The sequence below is a fragment of the Kosakonia oryzendophytica genome (assembly GCF_900094925.1).
In the GTDB taxonomy this organism is placed as follows: domain Bacteria; phylum Pseudomonadota; class Gammaproteobacteria; order Enterobacterales; family Enterobacteriaceae; genus Kosakonia; species Kosakonia oryzendophytica.
On sequence record NZ_FMAY01000007.1, the window covers coordinates 10,452 to 30,376 of the forward strand.

At 53.2% G+C, this 19,925-nt stretch carries 22 protein-coding genes and 3 tRNA genes; 13 read left to right on the plus strand and 12 right to left on the minus strand.

The features are described from left to right. Nucleotides 1-38 precede the first annotated feature (38 nt). The 9 genes from GA0061071_RS12975 to GA0061071_RS13015 form a co-directional block, all read right to left on the minus strand. Nucleotides 39-1,235: an acyl-CoA reductase gene (locus GA0061071_RS12975; RefSeq protein WP_088237968.1), complete on the minus strand. Its 1,197-nt coding sequence runs from the start codon at nucleotides 1,233-1,235 to the stop codon at nucleotides 39-41. Next, nucleotides 1,219-2,304, minus strand: a complete 1,086-nt coding sequence (locus GA0061071_RS12980; protein WP_088237967.1) for a LuxE/PaaK family acyltransferase — start codon at nucleotides 2,302-2,304, stop codon at nucleotides 1,219-1,221. Before GA0061071_RS12980 ends, GA0061071_RS12975 begins: the two co-directional genes overlap by 17 nt. Further along, nucleotides 2,288-3,670, minus strand: a complete 1,383-nt coding sequence (locus GA0061071_RS12985) for an AMP-binding protein (RefSeq protein WP_088237966.1) — start codon at nucleotides 3,668-3,670, stop codon at nucleotides 2,288-2,290. Before GA0061071_RS12985 ends, GA0061071_RS12980 begins: the two co-directional genes overlap by 17 nt. Next, a complete protein-coding gene (locus tag GA0061071_RS12990) occupies nucleotides 3,667-4,632 on the minus strand; it encodes a transketolase family protein (RefSeq protein WP_088238231.1) in 966 nt (321 codons plus the stop codon). The genes GA0061071_RS12985 and GA0061071_RS12990 overlap by 4 nt, the downstream gene beginning before the upstream one ends. Further along, nucleotides 4,625-5,443: a transketolase gene (locus GA0061071_RS12995; protein WP_088237965.1), complete on the minus strand. Its 819-nt coding sequence runs from the start codon at nucleotides 5,441-5,443 to the stop codon at nucleotides 4,625-4,627. The genes GA0061071_RS12990 and GA0061071_RS12995 overlap by 8 nt, the downstream gene beginning before the upstream one ends. Continuing rightward, the gene (locus GA0061071_RS13000) at nucleotides 5,440-6,183 is read right to left on the minus strand and encodes an SDR family NAD(P)-dependent oxidoreductase (RefSeq protein ID WP_061494315.1); all 744 of its coding nucleotides are present in this window, start codon (nucleotides 6,181-6,183) and stop codon (nucleotides 5,440-5,442) included. The genes GA0061071_RS12995 and GA0061071_RS13000 overlap by 4 nt, the downstream gene beginning before the upstream one ends. Before the next feature lie 10 nt (nucleotides 6,184-6,193). Beyond that, entirely contained in the window at nucleotides 6,194-6,937 is a 744-nt protein-coding gene (locus GA0061071_RS13005) for an SDR family NAD(P)-dependent oxidoreductase (protein ID WP_061494316.1), read from the minus strand. A gap of 3 nt (nucleotides 6,938-6,940) precedes the next feature. Beyond that, entirely contained in the window at nucleotides 6,941-7,183 is a 243-nt protein-coding gene (locus GA0061071_RS13010; protein ID WP_061494317.1) for a hypothetical protein, read from the minus strand. Between the two features lie 82 nt (nucleotides 7,184-7,265). Beyond that, a complete protein-coding gene (locus tag GA0061071_RS13015; RefSeq protein ID WP_061494318.1) occupies nucleotides 7,266-7,910 on the minus strand; it encodes an acetyltransferase in 645 nt (214 codons plus the stop codon). A 489-nt stretch (nucleotides 7,911-8,399) separates the two neighbouring features. Here GA0061071_RS13015 and GA0061071_RS13020 point away from each other — a divergent pair, with 489 nt between their 5' ends. The 7 genes from GA0061071_RS13020 to sdiA all read left to right on the plus strand — a co-directional run bounded on the left by GA0061071_RS13020 (nucleotide 8,400) and on the right by sdiA (nucleotide 14,165). Next, nucleotides 8,400-9,119 carry an RNA polymerase sigma factor FliA gene (locus tag GA0061071_RS13020; protein WP_061494319.1) on the plus strand — a complete coding sequence of 240 codons (720 nt, stop codon included), beginning with the start codon at nucleotides 8,400-8,402 and terminating at the stop codon, nucleotides 9,117-9,119. Nucleotides 9,120-9,183: 64 nt separating this feature from the next. After that, nucleotides 9,184-9,735, plus strand: coding sequence for a flagella biosynthesis regulatory protein FliZ (fliZ, locus tag GA0061071_RS13025; protein ID WP_061494320.1), 552 nt, complete (start codon nucleotides 9,184-9,186; stop codon nucleotides 9,733-9,735). 83 nt (nucleotides 9,736-9,818) lie between these two features. After that, nucleotides 9,819-10,619 carry a cystine ABC transporter substrate-binding protein gene (gene tcyJ, locus GA0061071_RS13030; RefSeq protein WP_088237964.1) on the plus strand — a complete coding sequence of 267 codons (801 nt, stop codon included), beginning with the start codon at nucleotides 9,819-9,821 and terminating at the stop codon, nucleotides 10,617-10,619. Between the two features lie 107 nt (nucleotides 10,620-10,726). Next, complete coding sequence (gene dcyD, locus GA0061071_RS13035) at nucleotides 10,727-11,713, plus strand: D-cysteine desulfhydrase (RefSeq protein WP_088237963.1); 987 nt, start codon at nucleotides 10,727-10,729, stop codon at nucleotides 11,711-11,713. Nucleotides 11,714-11,734: 21 nt separating this feature from the next. Further along, a complete protein-coding gene (gene tcyL, locus GA0061071_RS13040; RefSeq protein WP_088237962.1) occupies nucleotides 11,735-12,403 on the plus strand; it encodes a cystine ABC transporter permease in 669 nt (222 codons plus the stop codon). Continuing rightward, nucleotides 12,400-13,152 carry an L-cystine ABC transporter ATP-binding protein TcyN gene (gene tcyN / locus GA0061071_RS13045; RefSeq protein WP_088237961.1) on the plus strand — a complete coding sequence of 251 codons (753 nt, stop codon included), beginning with the start codon at nucleotides 12,400-12,402 and terminating at the stop codon, nucleotides 13,150-13,152. Before tcyL ends, tcyN begins: the two co-directional genes overlap by 4 nt. Before the next feature lie 290 nt (nucleotides 13,153-13,442). Continuing rightward, nucleotides 13,443-14,165, plus strand: a complete 723-nt coding sequence (sdiA, locus tag GA0061071_RS13050) for a quorum-sensing transcriptional regulator SdiA (protein WP_088237960.1) — start codon at nucleotides 13,443-13,445, stop codon at nucleotides 14,163-14,165. 53 nt (nucleotides 14,166-14,218) lie between these two features. Here sdiA and GA0061071_RS13055 read toward each other — a convergent pair whose 3' ends face one another. Together GA0061071_RS13055 and GA0061071_RS23765 are read right to left on the minus strand one after the other, a co-directional pair. Beyond that, complete coding sequence (locus tag GA0061071_RS13055) at nucleotides 14,219-14,443, minus strand: DUF2594 family protein (RefSeq protein WP_061494326.1); 225 nt, start codon at nucleotides 14,441-14,443, stop codon at nucleotides 14,219-14,221. Further along, on the minus strand, nucleotides 14,440-14,586 hold the full coding sequence (locus GA0061071_RS23765; protein ID WP_420843396.1) for a hypothetical protein: 147 nt from the start codon (nucleotides 14,584-14,586) through the stop codon (nucleotides 14,440-14,442). Before GA0061071_RS23765 ends, GA0061071_RS13055 begins: the two co-directional genes overlap by 4 nt. A 325-nt stretch (nucleotides 14,587-14,911) precedes the next feature. Here GA0061071_RS23765 and uvrY point away from each other — a divergent pair, with 325 nt between their 5' ends. The 6 genes from uvrY to GA0061071_RS13085 all read left to right on the plus strand — a co-directional run bounded on the left by uvrY (nucleotide 14,912) and on the right by GA0061071_RS13085 (nucleotide 18,453). Further along, on the plus strand, nucleotides 14,912-15,568 hold the full coding sequence (gene uvrY, locus GA0061071_RS13060; protein WP_088237959.1) for a UvrY/SirA/GacA family response regulator transcription factor: 657 nt from the start codon (nucleotides 14,912-14,914) through the stop codon (nucleotides 15,566-15,568). Then, a complete protein-coding gene (uvrC, locus tag GA0061071_RS13065) occupies nucleotides 15,565-17,397 on the plus strand; it encodes an excinuclease ABC subunit UvrC (protein WP_088237958.1) in 1,833 nt (610 codons plus the stop codon). Before uvrY ends, uvrC begins: the two co-directional genes overlap by 4 nt. A gap of 56 nt (nucleotides 17,398-17,453) precedes the next feature. Continuing rightward, nucleotides 17,454-18,002, plus strand: a complete 549-nt coding sequence (pgsA, locus tag GA0061071_RS13070) for a CDP-diacylglycerol--glycerol-3-phosphate 3-phosphatidyltransferase (protein WP_061494329.1) — start codon at nucleotides 17,454-17,456, stop codon at nucleotides 18,000-18,002. A 149-nt stretch (nucleotides 18,003-18,151) separates the two neighbouring features. Next, nucleotides 18,152-18,227, plus strand: a tRNA-Gly gene (locus GA0061071_RS13075). A 52-nt stretch (nucleotides 18,228-18,279) separates the two neighbouring features. After that, nucleotides 18,280-18,353 (plus strand) — tRNA-Cys (locus GA0061071_RS13080). A gap of 13 nt (nucleotides 18,354-18,366) precedes the next feature. Continuing rightward, nucleotides 18,367-18,453: transfer RNA gene (locus GA0061071_RS13085), tRNA-Leu, on the plus strand. A 140-nt stretch (nucleotides 18,454-18,593) separates the two neighbouring features. Here GA0061071_RS13085 and tyrP read toward each other — a convergent pair. Next, on the minus strand, nucleotides 18,594-19,805 hold the full coding sequence (gene tyrP / locus GA0061071_RS13090) for a tyrosine transporter TyrP (protein WP_088238230.1): 1,212 nt from the start codon (nucleotides 19,803-19,805) through the stop codon (nucleotides 18,594-18,596). Between the last annotated feature and the right edge of the window lie 120 nt (nucleotides 19,806-19,925).

Sequence of the window (19,925 nt, forward strand, 5' to 3'; positions counted from 1 at the left end):
AACGCCGGTCATCCGGCGTTTTTTTTGCCCACCAGCGATTAACCGATGGCGACGGTACGCGTCAGCATGGCAACCAGATCATAACCATCCCATTGCAGGGTAAAATCCAGTGTGCGACCAAACGGCACCACGCGGTCAATGCCCTGTGGTCGGCGCGCCGCCAGCCATTCAGTCACCACGGCATTCTCAATGCCAAATGTCGCCAGCGTCTGGCAGCGCTCACCGCATACCGGCACGATGTCATCCAGCGATTCGGCGACATACTCGAGGAAAAAGCCACAGTTACCGCGTAAATCCATCACTGCGCTATTCACCTCAGGCAGTTCAATACGCACCAGCAGGTTGTCATCTGCGGAAACCTTTTTCACACCGGGCCACGTTGCGCCCAGCAGACAAAGCCGCGTCAATTTATTGACTGCCGCAACCGGCTCCAGCGTGTAAAAGCGCGCAGCAAAGGCATGAAAGTGTTGCCAGAAGAGCTCCCGTGCGACCTGCGTCTCTTTTCCCAGCCAGACCACCAGCGAGGGAGAAGAACAGGCGTTCTGGTCATTGAGCAGGGTGTCATTAAAGAACGCCCGCGCCAGCTTATCTTTATCCACGTGCGCCAGATAGCTGTCCGCATCAATGGCGGCAATGGAATAGCGGTCGGCAAAGGCGATCTCCCGCGCGCGCGGTTTTAGCGGCGAGCGACGGATCTGCGCGATGGTTTCATCGCCACCCCAGATAATGCGGGTATCGCACAGCGCGGAAAGAGCGTCATTGATCGACTGCTGGCGTTCATAACGCAGCAGGCAGATATACGGCGCCAGTGCCGGATGTTGCGCTAATGCGGCAGCCAGCAGGCGCACAATGATCGCCACCTGCGGGTGGTCGCGCCCCGGTAAACGGACAATATTGGCATTGCCGGTCAGCAGGCCAGTCAATAACGAATAAGCGAAGTTAGCCGCAACATTCCCCGGTGCGATATGAAAAACCACACCGCGGCCATAGCGGTTGGGCAGATCGCCGTAGGTTGCCTGCATTTGCGCCAGCGAGGCTTCCCGGCACCAGAAACCCAGACTTACCACATCCGGCCAGGCTTTCGCCTCTGCGTCTTGTAATGTCAGTCGGGAAAACGTGTGCAACAGCGCCAGAATTTCCGGGGCAAAGGCAGGATACGTTGCCTGTTCCGGCATCGCCCGTAACTGTGCTTCGTCGCCCAGAATGAAGGTCAGATCGTTAAAACTCAGCTGCATATGTGTCGCTACACCCGCGTAATTCGGCTTTTTTAAGCCGACCAAGGATCCGGAAATATTTGCCTTTGCGCCCACATGGGCAATCATCTTCGCCCAGTAATACCCCCTCATCTTCGGTCAGCAAGGCGTGGCCTGGATAAGATTCGGGTAACAACGACAGCACCTGAATAATCCCCGGCTGGCCGACGGGCGCGCAGGCGAAATTCTGTGGGTCGCGAATAATCACATCCGAGAAGATCGACGCGTGCAGGTGGCCCTGCTCGCATTGCATATAGATACAGCCGGTTTGTTCAACCATGCCGTAATAATCATGCACAGCGGGTAAGCCGCAGACATCCTGCAACCGGCGGGCGAAGTCCGCTGGTGAAACCGCTTCATGCTGCAACTTTTTCCAGCCGCCGCCGTGGATCAGCAGTGCATTGTCCAGCGCCAGCTTTTTACCACTGGCCGCCAGCGCTTTATAAAAATGCTGCCAGACCATAAAGGTGAAGCCGAACAGCAGGATGCGTTTACCCTGGTGTTTTTCCAGGAAGGCTTCAATCACCGGAATATTCAACGCCATATTTTCATCCAGTGCCCAGGCGCGATCGGCACCAAACAGTGAGAAGCCAAGAATGCCCGCGCCGCGAGCGGAAAATTGCAGCCGGTCTTTCAGCACATCCGGGGAGTCGATAACCAGCATCGGCAAGCGGCTGGCGCCCGTGAACTGGCTGACAATCTTCACCAGCACTTTTTGCTGGTAAGAGGCGGTGGTTTTATCGAGAAAAATACGCGACACCTGCTGACCAGTGGTGCCGGACGAGGTCATAGTTTTGACCACGTCCTCATCGGGAATACTTTTCAGCGCCAGCGATTTAAACAGTGAGACAGGCAGAAAAGGGACATCCTCCAGCGCAACAATCGATGCCGGATTCACGGACTGTGCATCGAGCATGCCGCGGTAGGCGTCGCAGCGGTCGTAGTGGTGCGCGGTTAACGCTTGCAAACGCGCCAGCAACATCGCTCGCTTTTCCTCCCGGGCCAGCGAGTAGGGCGCAATATTGAGGATCTCGTTAAACGGCAGGGACATAATCTTTCAGCTTATGATAGAGCGTCTTACCTGCCGGGTTTTTGGGGATCTCGGCGAGGGGAATAACGCGAAATGCCGACGCGTGAAGTTTGCTGATGTCTGCCGCATATTGTTTGGCTGCTGTTGCGAGCGACGCATCGGTAATAAAGATGCACAGCAAGTCATCGCGGCCATCGCAGGCGATGGTCGTATCCGGGAACGCCGTTTTGAGTAGCGCTTCCATTTCGTCCAGCCCCACGCGGTTACCGAAAATTTTCAGGAAACGTTTTTTACGCCCGACAATACGGTAGAACCCGTCGCTGTCGACCGTGGCGATATCGCCGGTATGCAACCGACCAGCAAAGTCATCGCCCAGGGCAAGATCTTCGCCGCGTTCGGCATAGCCCAGAGCCACGTTTTCGCCATGATAGATCAGCTCGCCGTGCGTTCCAGGCGTGGTCACCGGCTGGTTATCATCCCCCAGCAGCAGGAATTCGCCGCCAGGGATCGGTTTGCCGATAAAACCGTAACGAGTGGCGGCATCTTCCGGCGGCAACCAGGCCATGCGCGAGGTGGCTTCCGCTGCGCCGTACATCACGATAAAGCGTTTACCCTGTTGGGCGGCGAATTCGGTGTATTCCTGCTGCAATGCGGGGGCAAGTTTCCCCCCCGCCTGGGTGAGGGTGCGTAAATCCGGCAGATCCATGCGCATAAACCGCAGTTTACGCAGCATCTCCCAGGTATAAGGCACCCCGGCGAAGGAGCTGGCGCGTTCCGTACGGACAAAATCCCACAACTCACGCTGCATCACGCTGTGCCCGGTCAACAGCAGACTGCCCCCGGCATAAAGGTGGCTGTTGATGATGGAGAGGCCGTAAACATAGTTCACTGGCAGACTCACCAGTCCACGCTCATGGCGATCAATTTGCAGATATTGCGCAATGCTGGCGGCGTTACTTTGCAGGTTGCGTTTGCTCAGGCGCACCAGTTTCGGGCTACCGGTTGAGCCGGACGTCGTCATCAGCAGGGCCAGAGAATCATGGAGTGCCCATGGCGTTAACCCGGTGGCGTGCAACTGATAACAGCCGTCTTGCGGCTGCCAGAGAAACGACGGGCGATAGGTATCGATCAACTGCTGCGCGAGGGTGGTATCCAGTGCGTTGTCCAGCAATAACGCGACGGCGTCCTGTTTCAGGCAGGCAAGATAACCAATAACGGTCTCCACCTGGTTATGGCAAAAAATAAAAACCAGCGCGCGAGGAGGAATACGCTGCGCCAGTTCGTCAACGCGGGCGGTCAGTTCACCGTAGCTGAGGCTTATGCCGCGATCGTCTTTCAGCGCCAGCTGTGAAGCCGGGTGCTGGTGGGTGTGCCAAAAAGCATTCATTGCAGTGCGTCCATGACCTGTGCTGTGAGGTTTTCCACCGTCAGACCACTTTGCTCCAGCATCCAGCCATAGTCACCGGCGTGCGGATAACCTTGTGGAATACCAAGGGTTAATTGTCTGGGGCGTTGTGATTGTGCGCTAACGTATTCCGCTACGGCGCTGCCGAGACCGCCAATCATGCTGTGCTCTTCAATGGTCACCAGCAGCTTTTTCCCCAGATGTGCTGCAATAGCGGCTTCATCAAGGGGTTTTAGGGTGTGCATATCAATAACGGCGGCATCAATCCCCCGATCGGCCAGTTGCCCGGCGCTGGTCAGGGCAACATGCACCATACTGCCGGTGGCAATAATGGCGATATCGTTGCCTTCACGTAAGGTGATGGCTTTGCCGGGGATCAGTTCAAAATCCTCTTTGTAAACAATCGGCGCACGCATACCGCCAGTGAGACGCAGATAGACCGGGCCATCATACTCGAGTGCAGCCTGGGTCATTTTGACGGTTGCAGTGCAGTCCGCCGGGGAAAAAATGGCAATATTGGAGACGGAGCGGAGCATTGCCAGCTCTTCAATACCGTGATGCGTGGCACCAAACATTCCGGTCGCCAGACCGGACGCCAGGCCAACCAGTTTGACGTTTTCCTGCATATAGCCAAGATTCAGGCGTACCTGCTCTGCGGCGCGCAGCGTCAGAAAGTTAGGAAACGAGGTGGCGAAAGGCACATACCCGCTTGCCGCCAGCCCGGCTGCAACGCCGATCATGTTCTGTTCGGCAATGCCCGTGTTGAAAAAACGTTCCGGGTACGTGGTGCTAAAGCGATCGAGGCCGGACGATTTACACAGGTCGCCGGACAGGGCGACAATACGATCGTTATCGTGTGCGAGTTCCAGCAGCGTCATGCCAAAGGTGCCGCGTGAGCCGAGCATTGCCCAGGAGCGAATTGCGGCGGGTTTGAACTCAATCATGCTGGCCCCCATTCAGTTCCCCCAGCGCATCGGTTAACTGCTGAGCAGAGACGCGATTGCGGTGGAACTCTTTATTGTTTTCCATAAACGACACGCCTTTGCCTTTCACCGTATTGGCGATGATCACCTTCGGTTTCCCCTGATGCGGAGCGTTGAAAGCAGCCTGCAACGCGGCAATATCGTGGCCATCGCAAACGATGGTTTCCCAATGACAGGCGCGCCAAAGTGCTTCGAGATCCATCGACATTACGTCACGGGTAAAACCATCGGATTGCAGGCCGTTGCGATCGACAATTAACGTCAGGTTGTCAATGTTGTGGTGTGCGGCCATAAAGGCACACTCCCAGATGGCCCCTTCGTTGCACTCCCCATCGCCGACCAGCACATAGGTCTGCCATGTTTCGCCTTTCAAACGACGCCCCAGCGCCAGCCCGGTGGCGAAGGAGAGCCCTTGCGCCAGGCTGCCACCGGAGAAGTCGATGCCGTACTCCGGGTGTTTGGTAGGATGCACCTGCAACACTGATCCGTTGATCTCAAACTCGTTGAGCTGCGCTTCGCTGATAATGCCGTACTCGCACAATGTGGCGTACAGCCCCAGTGCGGCATGACCTTTGCTCAGAATAAACTGGTCGCGTTCGCGGCGGGTGATGTTCTGTGGGTCATAACGCATGACGCTGCCATACAGCGTACTCAGAATGTCGGTCATCGACAGAGCAGGGGAGACGTGCACTCCATCGCTCGGCGCGTGGTGCGCCACATTGACGATACGGGTACGAATGCGTCGGGCCGCATCCTGAATTTTTTGCGTCATTTGAGACCACCATCCACGCGAATTGTCTGGCCTGTGATATAGCTGGAGAGATCGCTGGCGAGGAACAACGCCGCCTGTGCGATTTCCGCCGGTTCGCCGGCACGGCGTAAGTCTGCGCCGTTTTTGGCATCTTCAACCACTTGCGCCGGCATGGTGAGCAGCATCTCGGTATCGGTGATCCCTGGCGCGATGCAGTTGGCGCGAATACCTTTCTCACCCAGTTCAGCGGCAATGGATTTGGTCATGGCAATCAGCGCGGCCTTTGATGCGCCGTACGCTGATTTGCCCGGATTACCGTCTTCACCGGCAGTGGAAGCAATATTGATGATGCTGCCATGTTGATGGCGGGTCATCAGTTTGGCGATGTACTGGGTAAAGAGGTAGACCGAGAAGAAGTTCACTTCAAACTGGGCGCGCAGCTGCGCTTCGCTGGTCATCTGGAACAGGCTGTTCAGCGTGATGCCTGCGTTATTCACCACGGCATCCAACGGGCGCTTGTCGGACATAATGCGCTTGACCGCCAGTTTCATGGCGTCGTAGTCGGTCATATCAAAGCCGAGCGGCCAGATTTGCACATCATGCTGTGCGGCGATCTGTTCCATTTCCTGCGTAAATGCCTCATCGGCTTCACGCGCGTGGGCGTATATGTTCGCCCCACTGGCAGCAAACACCTCCACCATGGCGCGTCCCATACCGCGACGACAGCCGGTGATCAGTACTGTTTTTCCTTGCATCAACATGTTTATTTCCTCAACCCATGCCGCCATCAACGCGGATGACCTGGCCTGTGGTGTAACTGGATGCGTCTGACGCCAGCCACAACAGCGTGTTGGCGACTTCTTCAGCGAGTCCAGGACGCTTCAGCTCGCAGCGTGACATTTGTCGCGCCATCACCTCTTCAGAAAGGGAGGCCGTCATCGCCGTGCTGATGACGCCAGGCGCTACGGCATTGACGCGAACGCCTTGTGGCCCTAATTCGGCAGACATGGTCTTGGTCGCCGCAATCCACGCCGCTTTAGCACTGGCGTAGGCCAGTTGGCCTGGATTACCGTCCAGCGCCGAAATGCTGGAGATATTAATGATGCTGCCTTTTTTCTGGCGCAGCATCAGACGGGCGATGTACTGGGTAAAGGCGATTTGCGAGAAGAAATTGATGGTGAAGGTTTTTTGCAACTGCTCCAGCGTCACCATCTGGAAGTTGGCATCAAAATTGGCACCGGCGATATTCACCAGAATATCCACCGGTTTTTTCGCTTTCTGGATCGTCATCGCCGCCTGTTTTATTGCGTCGTTGTCGCTCAGATCGAAGTAAACCGGGACGATCTCGACCTGATAGTCGGCGCTAAGCTGCGCGATAAACTGGGTAAATTCCGGGGTTTCCGCCTGACAACAGGCGAAAACATTCGCGCCCGCTCTGGCGAAGGTTTCCAGCGTTGCCTTGCCGATACCCTGCAGGCAACCGGTGATAACGGCGGTTTTCGCTTTCAGCAACATGGCTTAGTCCTGAAGTTCAACGTCGTATTTCTTCAGGATCTCTTTGCCTTTTTCCCAGGAAGAAAATTCGATGATGTCATCGGTATCCATCATGATGTCGAAAGCGTCTTCCAGAGAGGCAATCATCGTCATGTGACCAACGGAGTCCCAGGACGGCGTATCCTGGTATTTATACCCGGCAAGGATCGCCTCATCCACTTCAAAGGTTTCGACAAAGATACGGTTATAGGTTGCTAAATTTGACATCGTGTTTCTCCAGAATCGCGTGGAAATTTCAGTAATATCTGTGCCGCGCTATCGCTGATGACCGCGCGGTGGAATAGGTTGCTCAACGAAAGACTTTTTTGTCATCATTTGCGCGAATCGCTCTTGCCGGGTTACCCATGGCAATGACACCGGCGGCGATATTGGCAAATACCGCCGCGCCCATACTGATGATGGCGTCTTCTCCGATGACGGTGCATTCGCGAACGACCGCGTTCATACCAATAAATGTGCGCGGCCCCACCTGGCACTGACCCGCCAGATTGGCATAAGAAGAAATGACGCAGTCGTCTCCGATCTGGCAGTCATGGCCGAGGCTGGCGTTGGGTTGCAGGTGCACATTACGCCCAATCACCGTGTCGCAAGAGATAAAGGTGCCGTAACAGACCACACAACCTTCATGAAAGGTCACATCTGTGCTCACTTGCGCTCCCGGATGCACCAACACTGGCAAGGTAAAACCGGCGGTGCGGGCTTTATCTGCCAGCTTCCGGCGTAAAGCCGGTTCGCCAACGGCGATCACCACTTCATAGTCATTCGCGGTCAGACTCTCCAGCGTGACAACCGGGTGGCCTTTGAGCTGCCTGTCAGCATGTAAGTCGTCGACAAAGCAGAATGCGTCCCAGCGCGGGTGGGCGGCGTTGATCTGCTTCGCCAGTTCGAGAACTTCTCTACCCAGCCCGCCTGCACCATAGATTGCCAGTTTCATCGTATCCTCGAAGTGCGATATTTCAGGGCATGACCGCCCATATGCCTGACCATCCTGCTTGCGTCGGCGAGTCTCGCGCGGGCGTAAAGAGACAGTCGGGATCAATGCCTTAATGTAAATGACCAGGGGGGTCTGTCAGGGTGCGAATAACCATCATTTTCTCTCGCTTATTAGCGGATAGAAACGTGCAGAAACGTTGGTCAGCAGCTAAAATTTCAATTAGGGTAAAGAGGTTTGGGGCGGTTCGTTAATAACAGCGACAATGCCGGAGCAACATTTTCAATGTAAATGTGAAAAATGAAGCTTTTTAGCATTGTTCATTTACCGCATTGATTATTCGATGTTTCTTCATTTTTAGATCCATTGAGTTCACTGCGATTCTTTTATTAATGCAAATAACCCCCCATTTCACCCATTATTCATCCGATTAAAACCACTCCAGAATCGGATAATCATGCCGATAACTCAATTAACGCAGGGCTGTTTATCGTGAATTCACTCTATACCGCTGAAGGTGTAATGGATAAACACTCGCTATGGCAGCGTTATGTTCCGCTGGTGCGTCACGAAGCATTGCGCCTGCAGGTGCGTTTGCCGGCGAGCGTGGAACTGGACGACCTGCTACAGGCGGGCGGAATCGGGCTACTGAATGCAGTAGACCGCTATGACGCCCTGCAAGGAACGGCATTTACCACTTACGCAGTGCAGCGTATTCGTGGGGCGATGCTGGACGAATTGCGCAGCCGTGACTGGGTGCCGCGAAGTGTCCGGCGTAATGCCCGCGAAGTGGCGCAGGCGATGGGGCAACTTGAGCAAGAACTGGGGCGTAACGCGTCGGAAACAGAAGTGTCGCAGCGTCTTGGCATTCCTGTAGAGGAATACCGTCAAATGTTGCTCGATACGAACAATAGTCAGCTTTTTTCCTACGATGAGTGGCGGGAAGAGCATGGCGACAGTATCGAGCTGGTGACGGATGATCATCAACAGGAAAACCCGTTATTCCAGTTAATGGAAAGTAATTTGCGTCACCGGGTGATGGAAGCAATCGAATCGCTCCCGGAACGTGAACAACTGGTATTAACGCTTTACTATCAGGAAGAGCTCAATCTCAAAGAGATTGGCGCTGTTCTGGAAGTAGGGGAATCTCGGGTCAGTCAGCTCCATAGTCAGGCCATTAAGCGCTTACGTACCAAGCTGGGTAAGTTATAGGTTGGTGATCCTGCATCGCCTCCTGGAGAAATGCCGTACAACGCATTGACAACCAGGAGTTATCATGACGGTGCAGCAACCTAAAAGACGGCCTTTAAGCCGCTACCTAAAAGACTTTAAACACAGCCAGACGCATTGCGCTCATTGTCACAAGTTGCTTGATCGCATCACACTGGTACGTCGGGGCGAAATCGTCAATAAAATCGCGATTTCGCGCCTCGATACGTTGTTGGATGAAGCGGCCTGGCAACAGGAGCAGAAAGAGTGGGTTGCGTTGTGTCGTTTCTGCGGCGATTTGCATTGCAAAGAGCAGAGCGATTTCTTTGATATCATCGGTTTTAAACAATATCTTTTCGAACAAACGGAAATGAGCCACGGTACCGTGCGCGAGTACGTTGTTCGCCTGCGCCGGCTGGGGAATCACCTCAGCGAGCTTAATATTTCCCGTCAATTACTTGAAGAAGGCTTCCTCGACGAAAATCTGGAGCCCTGGTTACCCGCGACCAGCACCAACAATTATCGGATTGCGTTGCGCAAATACGCGCAATTTAAGGCGCAGATGCGCTTCACGGCAGTGCAAAAAGTCGCTGTCGGCGCAGTAACTGATATATATTGAAAAAGAATAACATGTAGCCGGGCCGTGCTTGAGCTTACCGTCAGGCACAGCACACTACAGTCAAATTCTTAATCGGGGTGACTATGAAACTAGCACTTTTGGGACGTCAGGCACTGATGGGCGTGATGGCTGTCGCGCTGGTGGCCGGGATGAGCGCGAAAACCTTCGCGTCAGAAAACTTGCTCAGCAAAGTTAAAGAGCGCGGTACATTGTTAGTCGGTCTGGAAGGCACCTACCCGCCGTTCAGTTTCCAGGGTGATGATGGCAAACTGACGGGGTTTGAAGTGGAGTTCGCCGACGCGCTGGCGCAACACCTGGGCGTGAAAGCCACGCTGAAACCTACCAAATGGGACGGCATGCTGGCGTCGCTGGATTCTAAACGCATCGACGTGGTCATTAACCAGGTGACCATCACCGATGAGCGTAAGAAAAAATATGACTTCTCCACGCCCTATACGGTCTCCGGTATTCAGGCGCTGGTAAAAAAAGGTCACGAAGCGGATATTCACTCAGCCGCTGACCTGAAAGGTAAGAAAGTGGGCGTCGGTCTGGGCACTAACTATGAAGAGTGGCTGCGTCAGAATGTTCAGGGTGTTGATATTCGCACCTATGATGATGACCCGACAAAATATCAGGATCTGCGCGTTGGCCGCATCGACGCCATTCTGGTCGATCGCTTGGCGGCACTCGATCTGGTGAAAAAAACGAAAGACACGCTCGCCGTGGCGGGGGATGCGTTCTCCCGTCAGGAAGCTGGCGTTGCGGTACGCAAAGACAATGATGACCTGGTAAAGGCAATTGATACGGCTATCGCAGAAATGCAAAAAGACGGCTCCTTAAAAGCGCTGTCGGAAAAATGGTTTGGCGCGGATGTGACGAAGTAACCGTTGCCCGCAAAAAAGGCGCTTAATCAAGCGCCTTTTTTATTTCATCAGTTTTAGGGTGCATAATAAAAATTAACATTCATCGTTTTCCGGTATCCGGAGGTTTTATGCCACTGCACAATTTGACCCGCTTTCCGCGCCTGGAATTGATTGGCGCACCCACGCCACTGGAGTACCTGCCGCGTCTTTCCGACTACGTTGGGCGCGAGATTTTTATCAAACGTGATGATGTGACACCTGTCGCCATGGGCGGGAATAAGCTGCGCAAACTGGAGTTTCTGGCTGCCGATGCTTTGCGTGAAGGGGCGGATACGCTGGTGACGGCGGGTGCGATCCAGTCCAACCATGTGCGCCAGACAGCGGCGGTGGCGGCAAAATTGGGGCTGCACTGTGTGGCGTTACTGGAAAACCCGATTGGGACGATGGCGGAGAATTACCTGAGCAACGGTAACCGCTTATTGCTGGATCTGTTTTCTGCGCAAATCGAAATGTGCGAGGCGCTGAACGATCCCGTCGCGCAACTGGATGAGCTAGCGACACGTCTTGAAGCCCAGGGGTTCCGTCCCTATGTCATCCCCGTTGGCGGCTCTAATGCGCTGGGTGCCATGGGGTATGTGGAAAGTGCGCTGGAGATTGCCCAACAGTGTGAAGGGGCGGTGGGTCTTTCCTCTGTAGTGGTGGCGTCTGGCAGCGCGGGGACGCATGCCGGACTGGCTGTCGGCCTGGAACAGCTGATGCCAGAGGTTGAGCTGATTGGTGTGACGGTTTCCCGAAGCGTTGCCGATCAAAAGCCAAAGGTAGTGACATTACAGCAGGCGATTGCACGTGAACTGGAGGTTCAGGCCACGGCCGATATTTTGCTGTGGGATGACTACTTTGCGCCGGGCTACGGCATGCCAAATGACGACGGCATGGAGGCAGTAAAACTGCTGGCGCGTCTGGAAGGTATTTTGCTCGATCCGGTGTACACCGGGAAGGCGATGGCCGGGTTGCTGGACGGCATAGAGCAGAAGCGCTTTAAGGATAACGGCCCCATTCTTTTTGTGCATACCGGCGGGGCGCCCGCGCTATTTGCCTACCATCCACATGTTTAACTCACGGGCAGAGTGCGCATAATGCAAGAGAGTCTGCAACTGGTCATCGATTCCGCCCCGTATCTGTTAAAGGGGGCGGTGTTTACGCTGCAACTGAGCATCGGCGGGATGTTTTTTGGGTTGTTACTGGGATTTGTGCTGGCGTTGATGCGCATGTCGCCACTGTTAGCCGTACGTTGGCTCGCCCGTTTCTATATCTCCATTTTTCGTGGCACGCCGCTTATTGCCCAGTTGTTTATGATTTACTATGGGCTACCTCAGTTTGGTATTGAACTGGATCCGGTTCCCTCGGCGATGATTGGCCTGTCGCTCAACACCGCTGCCTATGCCGCTGAGACCCTGCGTGCGGCGATCACGGCTATCGATAAAGGGCAGTGGGAGGCCGCGGCCAGTATTGGCATGACGCGCTGGCAGACACTACGTCGGGCCATTCTTCCTCAAGCCGCGCGTGTCGCATTACCGCCCCTGAGTAACAGTTTTATCAGTCTGGTGAAAGACACCTCTCTGGCGGCGACCATTCAGGTGCCGGAACTGTTTCGTCAGGCGCAACTTATCACCTCTCGTACGCTGGAAGTGTTTACGATGTATCTTGCCGCCTCACTGATCTATTGGGTGATGGCGACGCTCCTTTCCACGCTGCAAAACTATTTTGAACATCAGCTCAATCGGCCGGAGCGCGAGACAAAATGAGTACGATCGAAATCAGAAATCTGGTGAAAACGTTTCATGGTCAGACGGTGCTGCACGGCATCAATCTTGAGGTGCAAGAGGGGGAGGTGGTGGTGATTATCGGCCCGAGCGGCTCCGGTAAAACGACCTTGTTGCGCAGTATTAATTTGCTGGAGCAACCCGATAACGGCACGATCCGCGTGGGGAACATTACCATTGATACCGCTCACGCCATCAGCCGCCAAAAGACGGCGATACGCCAGTTACGCCAGCATGTGGGTTTTGTCTTTCAGAACTTCAATCTGTTTCCACACCGTACCGTGCTGGAGAACATCATTGAAGGGCCGGTGATTGTCAAGGGTGAGCCAAAAGCGGAAGCGACCGCGCGCGCCCGTGAGCTATTGGCAAAGGTGGGTTTAAGCGGTAAAGAGATGAGCTATCCACGGCGGTTATCCGGTGGGCAACAGCAGCGCGTGGCGATTGCCCGTGCGCTGGCGATGCGCCCGGATGTCCTGCTGTTTGATGAGCCTACATCCGCGCTGGATCCAGAACTGGTTGGGGAGGTTCTGACCGCCATTCGCCAACTGGCGCAGGAAAAACGTACCATGGTGATCGTCACCCATGAGATGAGTTTTGCGCGCGATGTGGCCGACCGGGCCATTTTTATGGATCAAGGGCGGATTGTGGAAGAGGGGGCCGCGAAAGCGCTATTCAGCGAACCGCAGCAGCCACGTACGCGTCAGTTTCTGGAAAAATTTCTGTTACGGTAATAAGCGCGCGATTCCACCCGTGCATTTCATTGAATGGCAATGAGTTTACTTAAGTTAAATTTGCAGGCGGTGGATTAACGCATACAGAATATAAGGACATATTAATGCAGCCCCGCATTGTGCCTGAAAAAACAGGTGGTTTTTCCTTCCTGATGATGTCGTAAAACCCGTCAATAAATCCAATTTATTTCCAGATATCCCGATATTTTATATTCATAATTAAGTTTTATGTGTTATTTTGTTGTATACAAAATAATGATTATTAAAACTCAGGGGTATTACCGGTCGGTATGCAGGAGAAAGATTTTTTTACCTGGCGGCGTGAAGTCATGTCACGTTTTCAGGCGATGACAACGGCAGAAGAGATTTATTCGGAGTTGCAGCGCCAGACGCAGCAGCTGGAATTTGATTATTTTGCGCTTTGCGTACGTCATCCGGTGCCGTTTACACGGCCAAAGATTAGCGTTGAAAGTACGTATCCGCAGGCGTGGATGTCGCACTATCAGGCGGAGAATTACTTCGCCATTGATCCGGTGCTGAAAGCGGAGAATTTCATTCAGGGTCATTTGCCCTGGAGTGATAAGCTTTTTCACGATGCGATGACGCTATGGGATGCCGCGCGCGATCATGGTTTGCGCAAAGGGATATCTCAATGTCTGATGTTACCGAATCACGCCATGGGCTTTCTGTCTGTTTCTCGTAATAATGTGTTTGGCAAGATGATGGCAGACGACGAAATTGAGATGCGCCTGCAAACGCTGGTGCAGATGAGTTTGCTCATGCTCACCCGTCTGGAAAACGAGATGGTGATGGCGCCTGAGATGAAATTCAGTAAACGAGAAAGAGAAATACTGAAGTGGACGGCGGAAGGGAAAACGTCAGCGGAAATCGCGATGATCTTGTCTATTTCCGAAAATACGGTCAATTTCCATCAGAAAAACATGCAGAAGAAATTCAATGCACCGAATAAAACGCAGATTGCTTGCTATGCAGCGGCGACCGGGATGATTTGATTTCTGCGCACCAGACATAAGCGGCTGCCAGGTTACCCGGGCAGCCGTTTCTATTACTGGCGATAAGCTTGTTTAATCTGCTTAACAGTGCTGGAAAACACGGCCGCCTGCGTTTCATCTTCCATCTGGTCGATTTGCTTTTCCATTTTAAGGATGACGCGGCCTGCGTCAGCCTGACCCATTGCCTGCAGCATCAGTGTCATCAATGATTTCAGGCAGGAAACCTCCAGTGCCAGTTCCTTTGCATTATCAGCAGTGGAAAAATCCGGTGTGCTCAATTTATTTTCCTCATTACGTTGTCGCGCAACTGCGCGACGATCACTGTCAAAGCGGCGGAGTATACCATAAGGCCGGCAAAAGATAGCAGTGGTTGTTTTTTGATCGTTGTTGGCTGGTTTATTAAATTAAACTGCTGATGCATTAAAAACACACAGTTTTTGGTTTGTCCGAAAATATATGTTTACTACAGGTTTAGTCAGAGTTAATTGTTGTTACAAATCATTCGGGATAATTATCGATAGCAGAAAAACGATTTTTTGGTAACTTTATGAAAATTGGTGTTTAAGTTTTTTCCCGCTGCGCTTGAGGGCGGAAGAAAAGTTTCCGCTTTTTGCTACTCTAATTTCCAGAAACGAGAGCGAAATCCAGTCGCCACTGTTTTTAGTCGTTCACTGTTAGGTAAAAAAAAGCTAATATACGGTGAATTAGTTTTCAGCAGCGTTATCCCTAATTCCGGAGATACTCCTTTGATCAACGTACTACTTGTTGATGACCATGAACTGGTGCGCGCAGGGATACGACGCATTCTCGAAGATATTAAGGGCATAAGAGTCACAGGCGAGGCCTGTTGTGGTGAGGACGCCATCAAATGGTGTCGCGCCAATTCCGTTGATGTTGTATTGATGGATATGAACATGCCCGGCATTGGCGGTCTTGAAGCCACGCGCAAAATCGCGCGCGGCAATGTCGACACCAAAGTCATTATGCTCACGGTCCACACCGAAAATCCTCTGCCTGCCAAAGTGATGCAGGCTGGCGCAGCGGGCTACCTCAGTAAAGGCGCAGCACCACAGGAAGTGGTTAATGCTATCCGATCTGTCCATTCCGCTCAGCGTTACATCGCCTCTGATATCGCGCAGCAAATGGCGCTTAGCCAAATCGAACCCGAAAAAACAGACTCGCCATTCTCCACTTTGTCTGAGCGCGAATTGCAGATTATGCTGATGATCACAAGAGGCCAGAAGGTCAATGAGATCTCGGAACAGTTACATCTGAGTCCGAAAACGGTGAACAGCTATCGCTACCGGATGTTCAGTAAACTGAACATTCACGGTGACGTCGAATTGACGCACCTTGCCATTCGCCATGGTTTGTGCAATGCGGAGACGTTAACAAGTCAGTGACTGAAGTTTTTGATTCGAAATCATTTCTTAAAACGGTTACCAGTAAACCCGGTGTCTATCGTATGTATGATACCGGCGGTACCGTTATCTATGTAGGTAAAGCGAAAGACCTGAAAAAACGGCTTTCCAGCTATTTTCGCAGCAACCTGGCGTCGCGCAAGACTGAAGCGCTGGTCGCGCAGATCCAGCAAATTGATGTGACCGTTACGCACACGGAAACGGAAGCGCTGCTGCTTGAACATAACTACATCAAGTTGTACCAGCCTCGTTATAACGTGCTGCTGCGTGATGACAAATCCTATCCCTTTATTTTTCTTAGCGCGGATACGCACCCACGCCTGGCGATGCACCGCGGGGCGAAACACGCCAAAGGAGAATATTTCGGCCCTTTCCCGAACGGTTATGCAGTGCGTGAAACCCTGGCGCTCTTACAGAAAATTTTCCCGGTGCGCCAGTGTGAAAATAGTGTTTATCGCAACCGTTCACGCCCGTGTTTGCAATATCAAATTGGCCGTTGCCTTGGGCCATGCGTTGCCGGGTTAGTGAGTGAAGAGGAGTATGCGCAACAGGTGGATTATGTGCGCATGTTCCTGGCGGGCAAAGACGACCAGGTGCTGACGCAGCTTATCGCGCGTATGGAAAAAGCCAGCCAGGCGCTGGAGTTTGAAGAAGCCGCTCGTATTCGCGATCAGATCCAGGCGGTACGCCGTGTGACAGAAAAACAGTTTGTATCCAATACGGGCGATGACCTGGATGTGATTGGCGTCGCGTTTGATGCGGGTATGGCCTGTGTTCATGTGTTGTTTATCCGGCAGGGAAAAGTGCTGGGGAGTCGCAGCTACTTCCCGAAAGTGCCTGGAGGTACGGAACTGGGTGAAGTGGTTGAAACCTTTGTCGGCCAGTTCTATTTGCAGGGAAGCCAGATGCGTACGTTGCCTGGTGAGATCCTGCTGGATTTTAATCTGAGCGATAAAACGCTGCTCAGCGACTCGCTGTCGGAGCTGGCCGGGCGACGCATTAATGTGCAGACAAAACCGCGTGGCGATCGTGCCCGTTATCTGAAGCTGGCGCGCACCAACGCAGCAACGGCGCTCAGCACCAAACTTTCGCAACAGTCCACGGTTCATCAACGTCTTGCTGCGCTGGCCAGCGTACTGGAACTGCCAGAGGTTAAACGTATGGAGTGCTTTGATATCAGTCATACCATGGGAGAACAGACGATTGCGTCCTGCGTGGTGTTTGATGCCAATGGCCCGCTACGTGCAGAGTATCGCCGCTATAACATTACCGGGATCACCCCTGGGGATGATTATGCTGCAATGAACCAGGTACTGCGCCGCCGCTATGGTAAGGCCATTGAGGAGAGTAAAATCCCGGATGTGATTTTAATCGATGGCGGCAAAGGGCAACTGGGGCAGGCGAAAGCGGTTTTTGCCGAGCTTGACGTTCCCTGGGACAAGCATAAACCCTTGCTGTTAGGGGTAGCGAAGGGGGCCGATCGTAAAGCCGGGCTGGAGACGCTGTTCTTCGAATCGGAAGGCGAGGGCTTCAGCCTGCCGCCGGATTCTCCTGCGTTGCATGTTATCCAGCATATTCGCGATGAATCACACGATCATGCGATCAGCGGGCACCGGAAAAAACGTGCGAAAGTGAAAAATACCAGTACGCTGGAGACCATAGAAGGTGTGGGCCCAAAACGCCGCCAGATGTTGCTGAAGTATATGGGCGGTTTGCAAGGGTTACTTAACGCCAGTATTGAAGAAATTGCAAAAGTGCCGGGCATCTCCCAGGGACTGGCAGAAAAGATCTTCTACTCGTTGAAACATTAAGGGCTCTGTAGCAACATAGAGCGAATATCCACGGACAACAGACAGTTAACGCCGCTATGCGATTCAATATCCCTACGTTGCTCACCCTTTTTCGCGTCATCCTGATTCCGTTTTTCGTGCTGGCGTTTTATCTGCCTTTCCAGTGGGCTCCGTTTGTTTGTGCGCTGATTTTCTGCTGCGCCGCGGTGACTGACTGGTTTGATGGTTTTCTGGCACGCCGCTGGAACCAAAGTACACGTTTTGGCGCTTTTCTTGATCCGGTTGCCGATAAAGTTCTGGTGGCGATCGCCATGGTGCTGGTGGCTGAACACTATCATAGCTGGTGGGTAACATTGCCGGCCGCTACGATGATCGCCCGCGAGATCATTATTTCCGCGTTACGTGAATGGATGGCGGAGATGGGGAAACGCAGCCGCGTGGCGGTATCCTGGATCGGGAAAGTCAAAACGACATCACAGATGGTGGCACTGGTGTGGCTACTGTGGCGCCCGAATGTGTGGGTGGAATATGCCGGGGTTGCGTTGTTCTTTGTTGCGGCCGTGCTGACGTTGTGGTCTATGCTGCAATACCTGAATGCAGCGCGCGGCGATTTGCTTGATCAGTGATCGTTTCGTCGTAATTTTCAGCAAACGATCTGCCTTTTGAAAAATATCGTTGACTCAGTGCGTCAGGTAAGTAGAATGCAACGCATCGGAAGGCAGCGTAGCTCGTCAGAAGATAATAAAATCAAGTGATTAGAACAATACTTGATAATGCGGGAATAGCTCAGTTGGTAGAGCACGACCTTGCCAAGGTCGGGGTCGCGAGTTCGAGTCTCGTTTCCCGCTCCAGTTTAAGGTATCGGCTATTTTAGCGGATGCAGGCTGAAAAGCTGAAGAATCTGGCGCGTTAGCAAAGCGGTTATGTAGCGGATTGCAAATCCGTCTAGTCCGGTTCGACTCCGGAACGCGCCTCCAATTTCTTCCCGAAGCCCGGATGGTGGAATCGGTAGACACAAGGGATTTAAAATCCCTCGGCGTTCGCGCTGTGCGGGTTCAAGTCCCGCTCCGGGTACCATTGGGAAACACCAGAATAATCAAAGCAATAAGCAGTGTCGTTAAACCACCGAAAGGTGGTTTTTTTGTGCCTGTAATTTGCTGTCCCCATAAAAAACGCGCGAGCCATACTATGCTCGCACGTTTTCTTTATTGCTACCGTCAGCCCACTTCCGGCAGTATCCCGGCAACGATAGAAAATTGAATAGCGATAATGGCGATACCCGCGGCAAAAATCAGGCACAGCGCTGGTCTACCGCCCAGCACATGGTATTCTCCCTGCGGATGATGTTTACGGCTTTGCCAGGCCAGCATTGACGGCAACAGCAGCGCAAGCACAGAGAGCGCGACACCAGCATAACCCAGCGCCATTACAAACCCGCGGGGATAAAACAGAGCAAATGCCAGCGGGGGCAGAAAGGTGATCAGGCCTGTTTGCAGGCGACCGGGAGCGTTATTGCGACGCTGGAAAAGGTCGGCGAGATAGTCGAATAATCCAAGCGAGACCCCCAGAAACGACGTTGCCAGCGCCAGATCAGCAAAGAGATGCACAGCCAGCTCAACATGGGGAGAGGCGACAACTTCGCGTAACGCCTGCAACAGACCGTTCAGACCAGCCTGGCTGGCCAGCAGCCCGAGGAAGGTAGACGAATCAATGCTACCGAGCGTGGCAAGTTGCCAGAAAATGTAAGCAACCAGTGGAATGGCGCTGCCAGTGATGAAAATCCCGCGCAGTTTCCGAATATTGCCGCTCATATAACTGACGATACTGGGCACGCTGCCGTGAAAACCAAACGAGGTGAAAATCACTGGCATTGCCGACAAGGCCAGACCTTTTTCCAGTGGCAGGGTTAACAAATTGGCCTGATGCACATGCGGCATCAACAACGCCAGCATAACCACCAGGAAAATGATCTTCGCGCTGAACAGAATACGGTTAAACAGATCGACCAGGGAAGTGCCAATGCATACAACGCCTCCGGCAATAACGGTGAACATCAGTACACCTGCGGTAGGGGAGAGCTGCAAATCGAACCATTGATTAAGACTTGAGGCCAGTAATTCGCCCGCGCCGCTAATATAAGCCGCCGTAAGAGCATACATCAAAAACATCATGCTAAAACCGGTAACCCACTGCCCGTAGCGCCCCAGATAGCGCCGTGCCAGCGACCCAAGCCCGGTGTCCGCCGGAACGTGCTGGTAAACTTCCAGCAGCAACAGCGCGGTGTAGCACATCACTCCCCACAGCGTAAACAGTAAAACCAACGTAGTGGCAAACCCCACTCCTGCTGCCGCCAGCGGCATTGCCAACATTCCTGCACCAATGGTGGTGCCGGCAACGATAAAAACACTTCCAAGTGTCCGATTTTTCACGCTTTCCTCTGTAATAACACGCACAACCAATTCAATATGCCGCGCAGAGTAAGGGAATTCAGTGATTTCGTCAAACGACCGTTACACAGTGTGTAATTATATGTTTACGGATGCGATTGT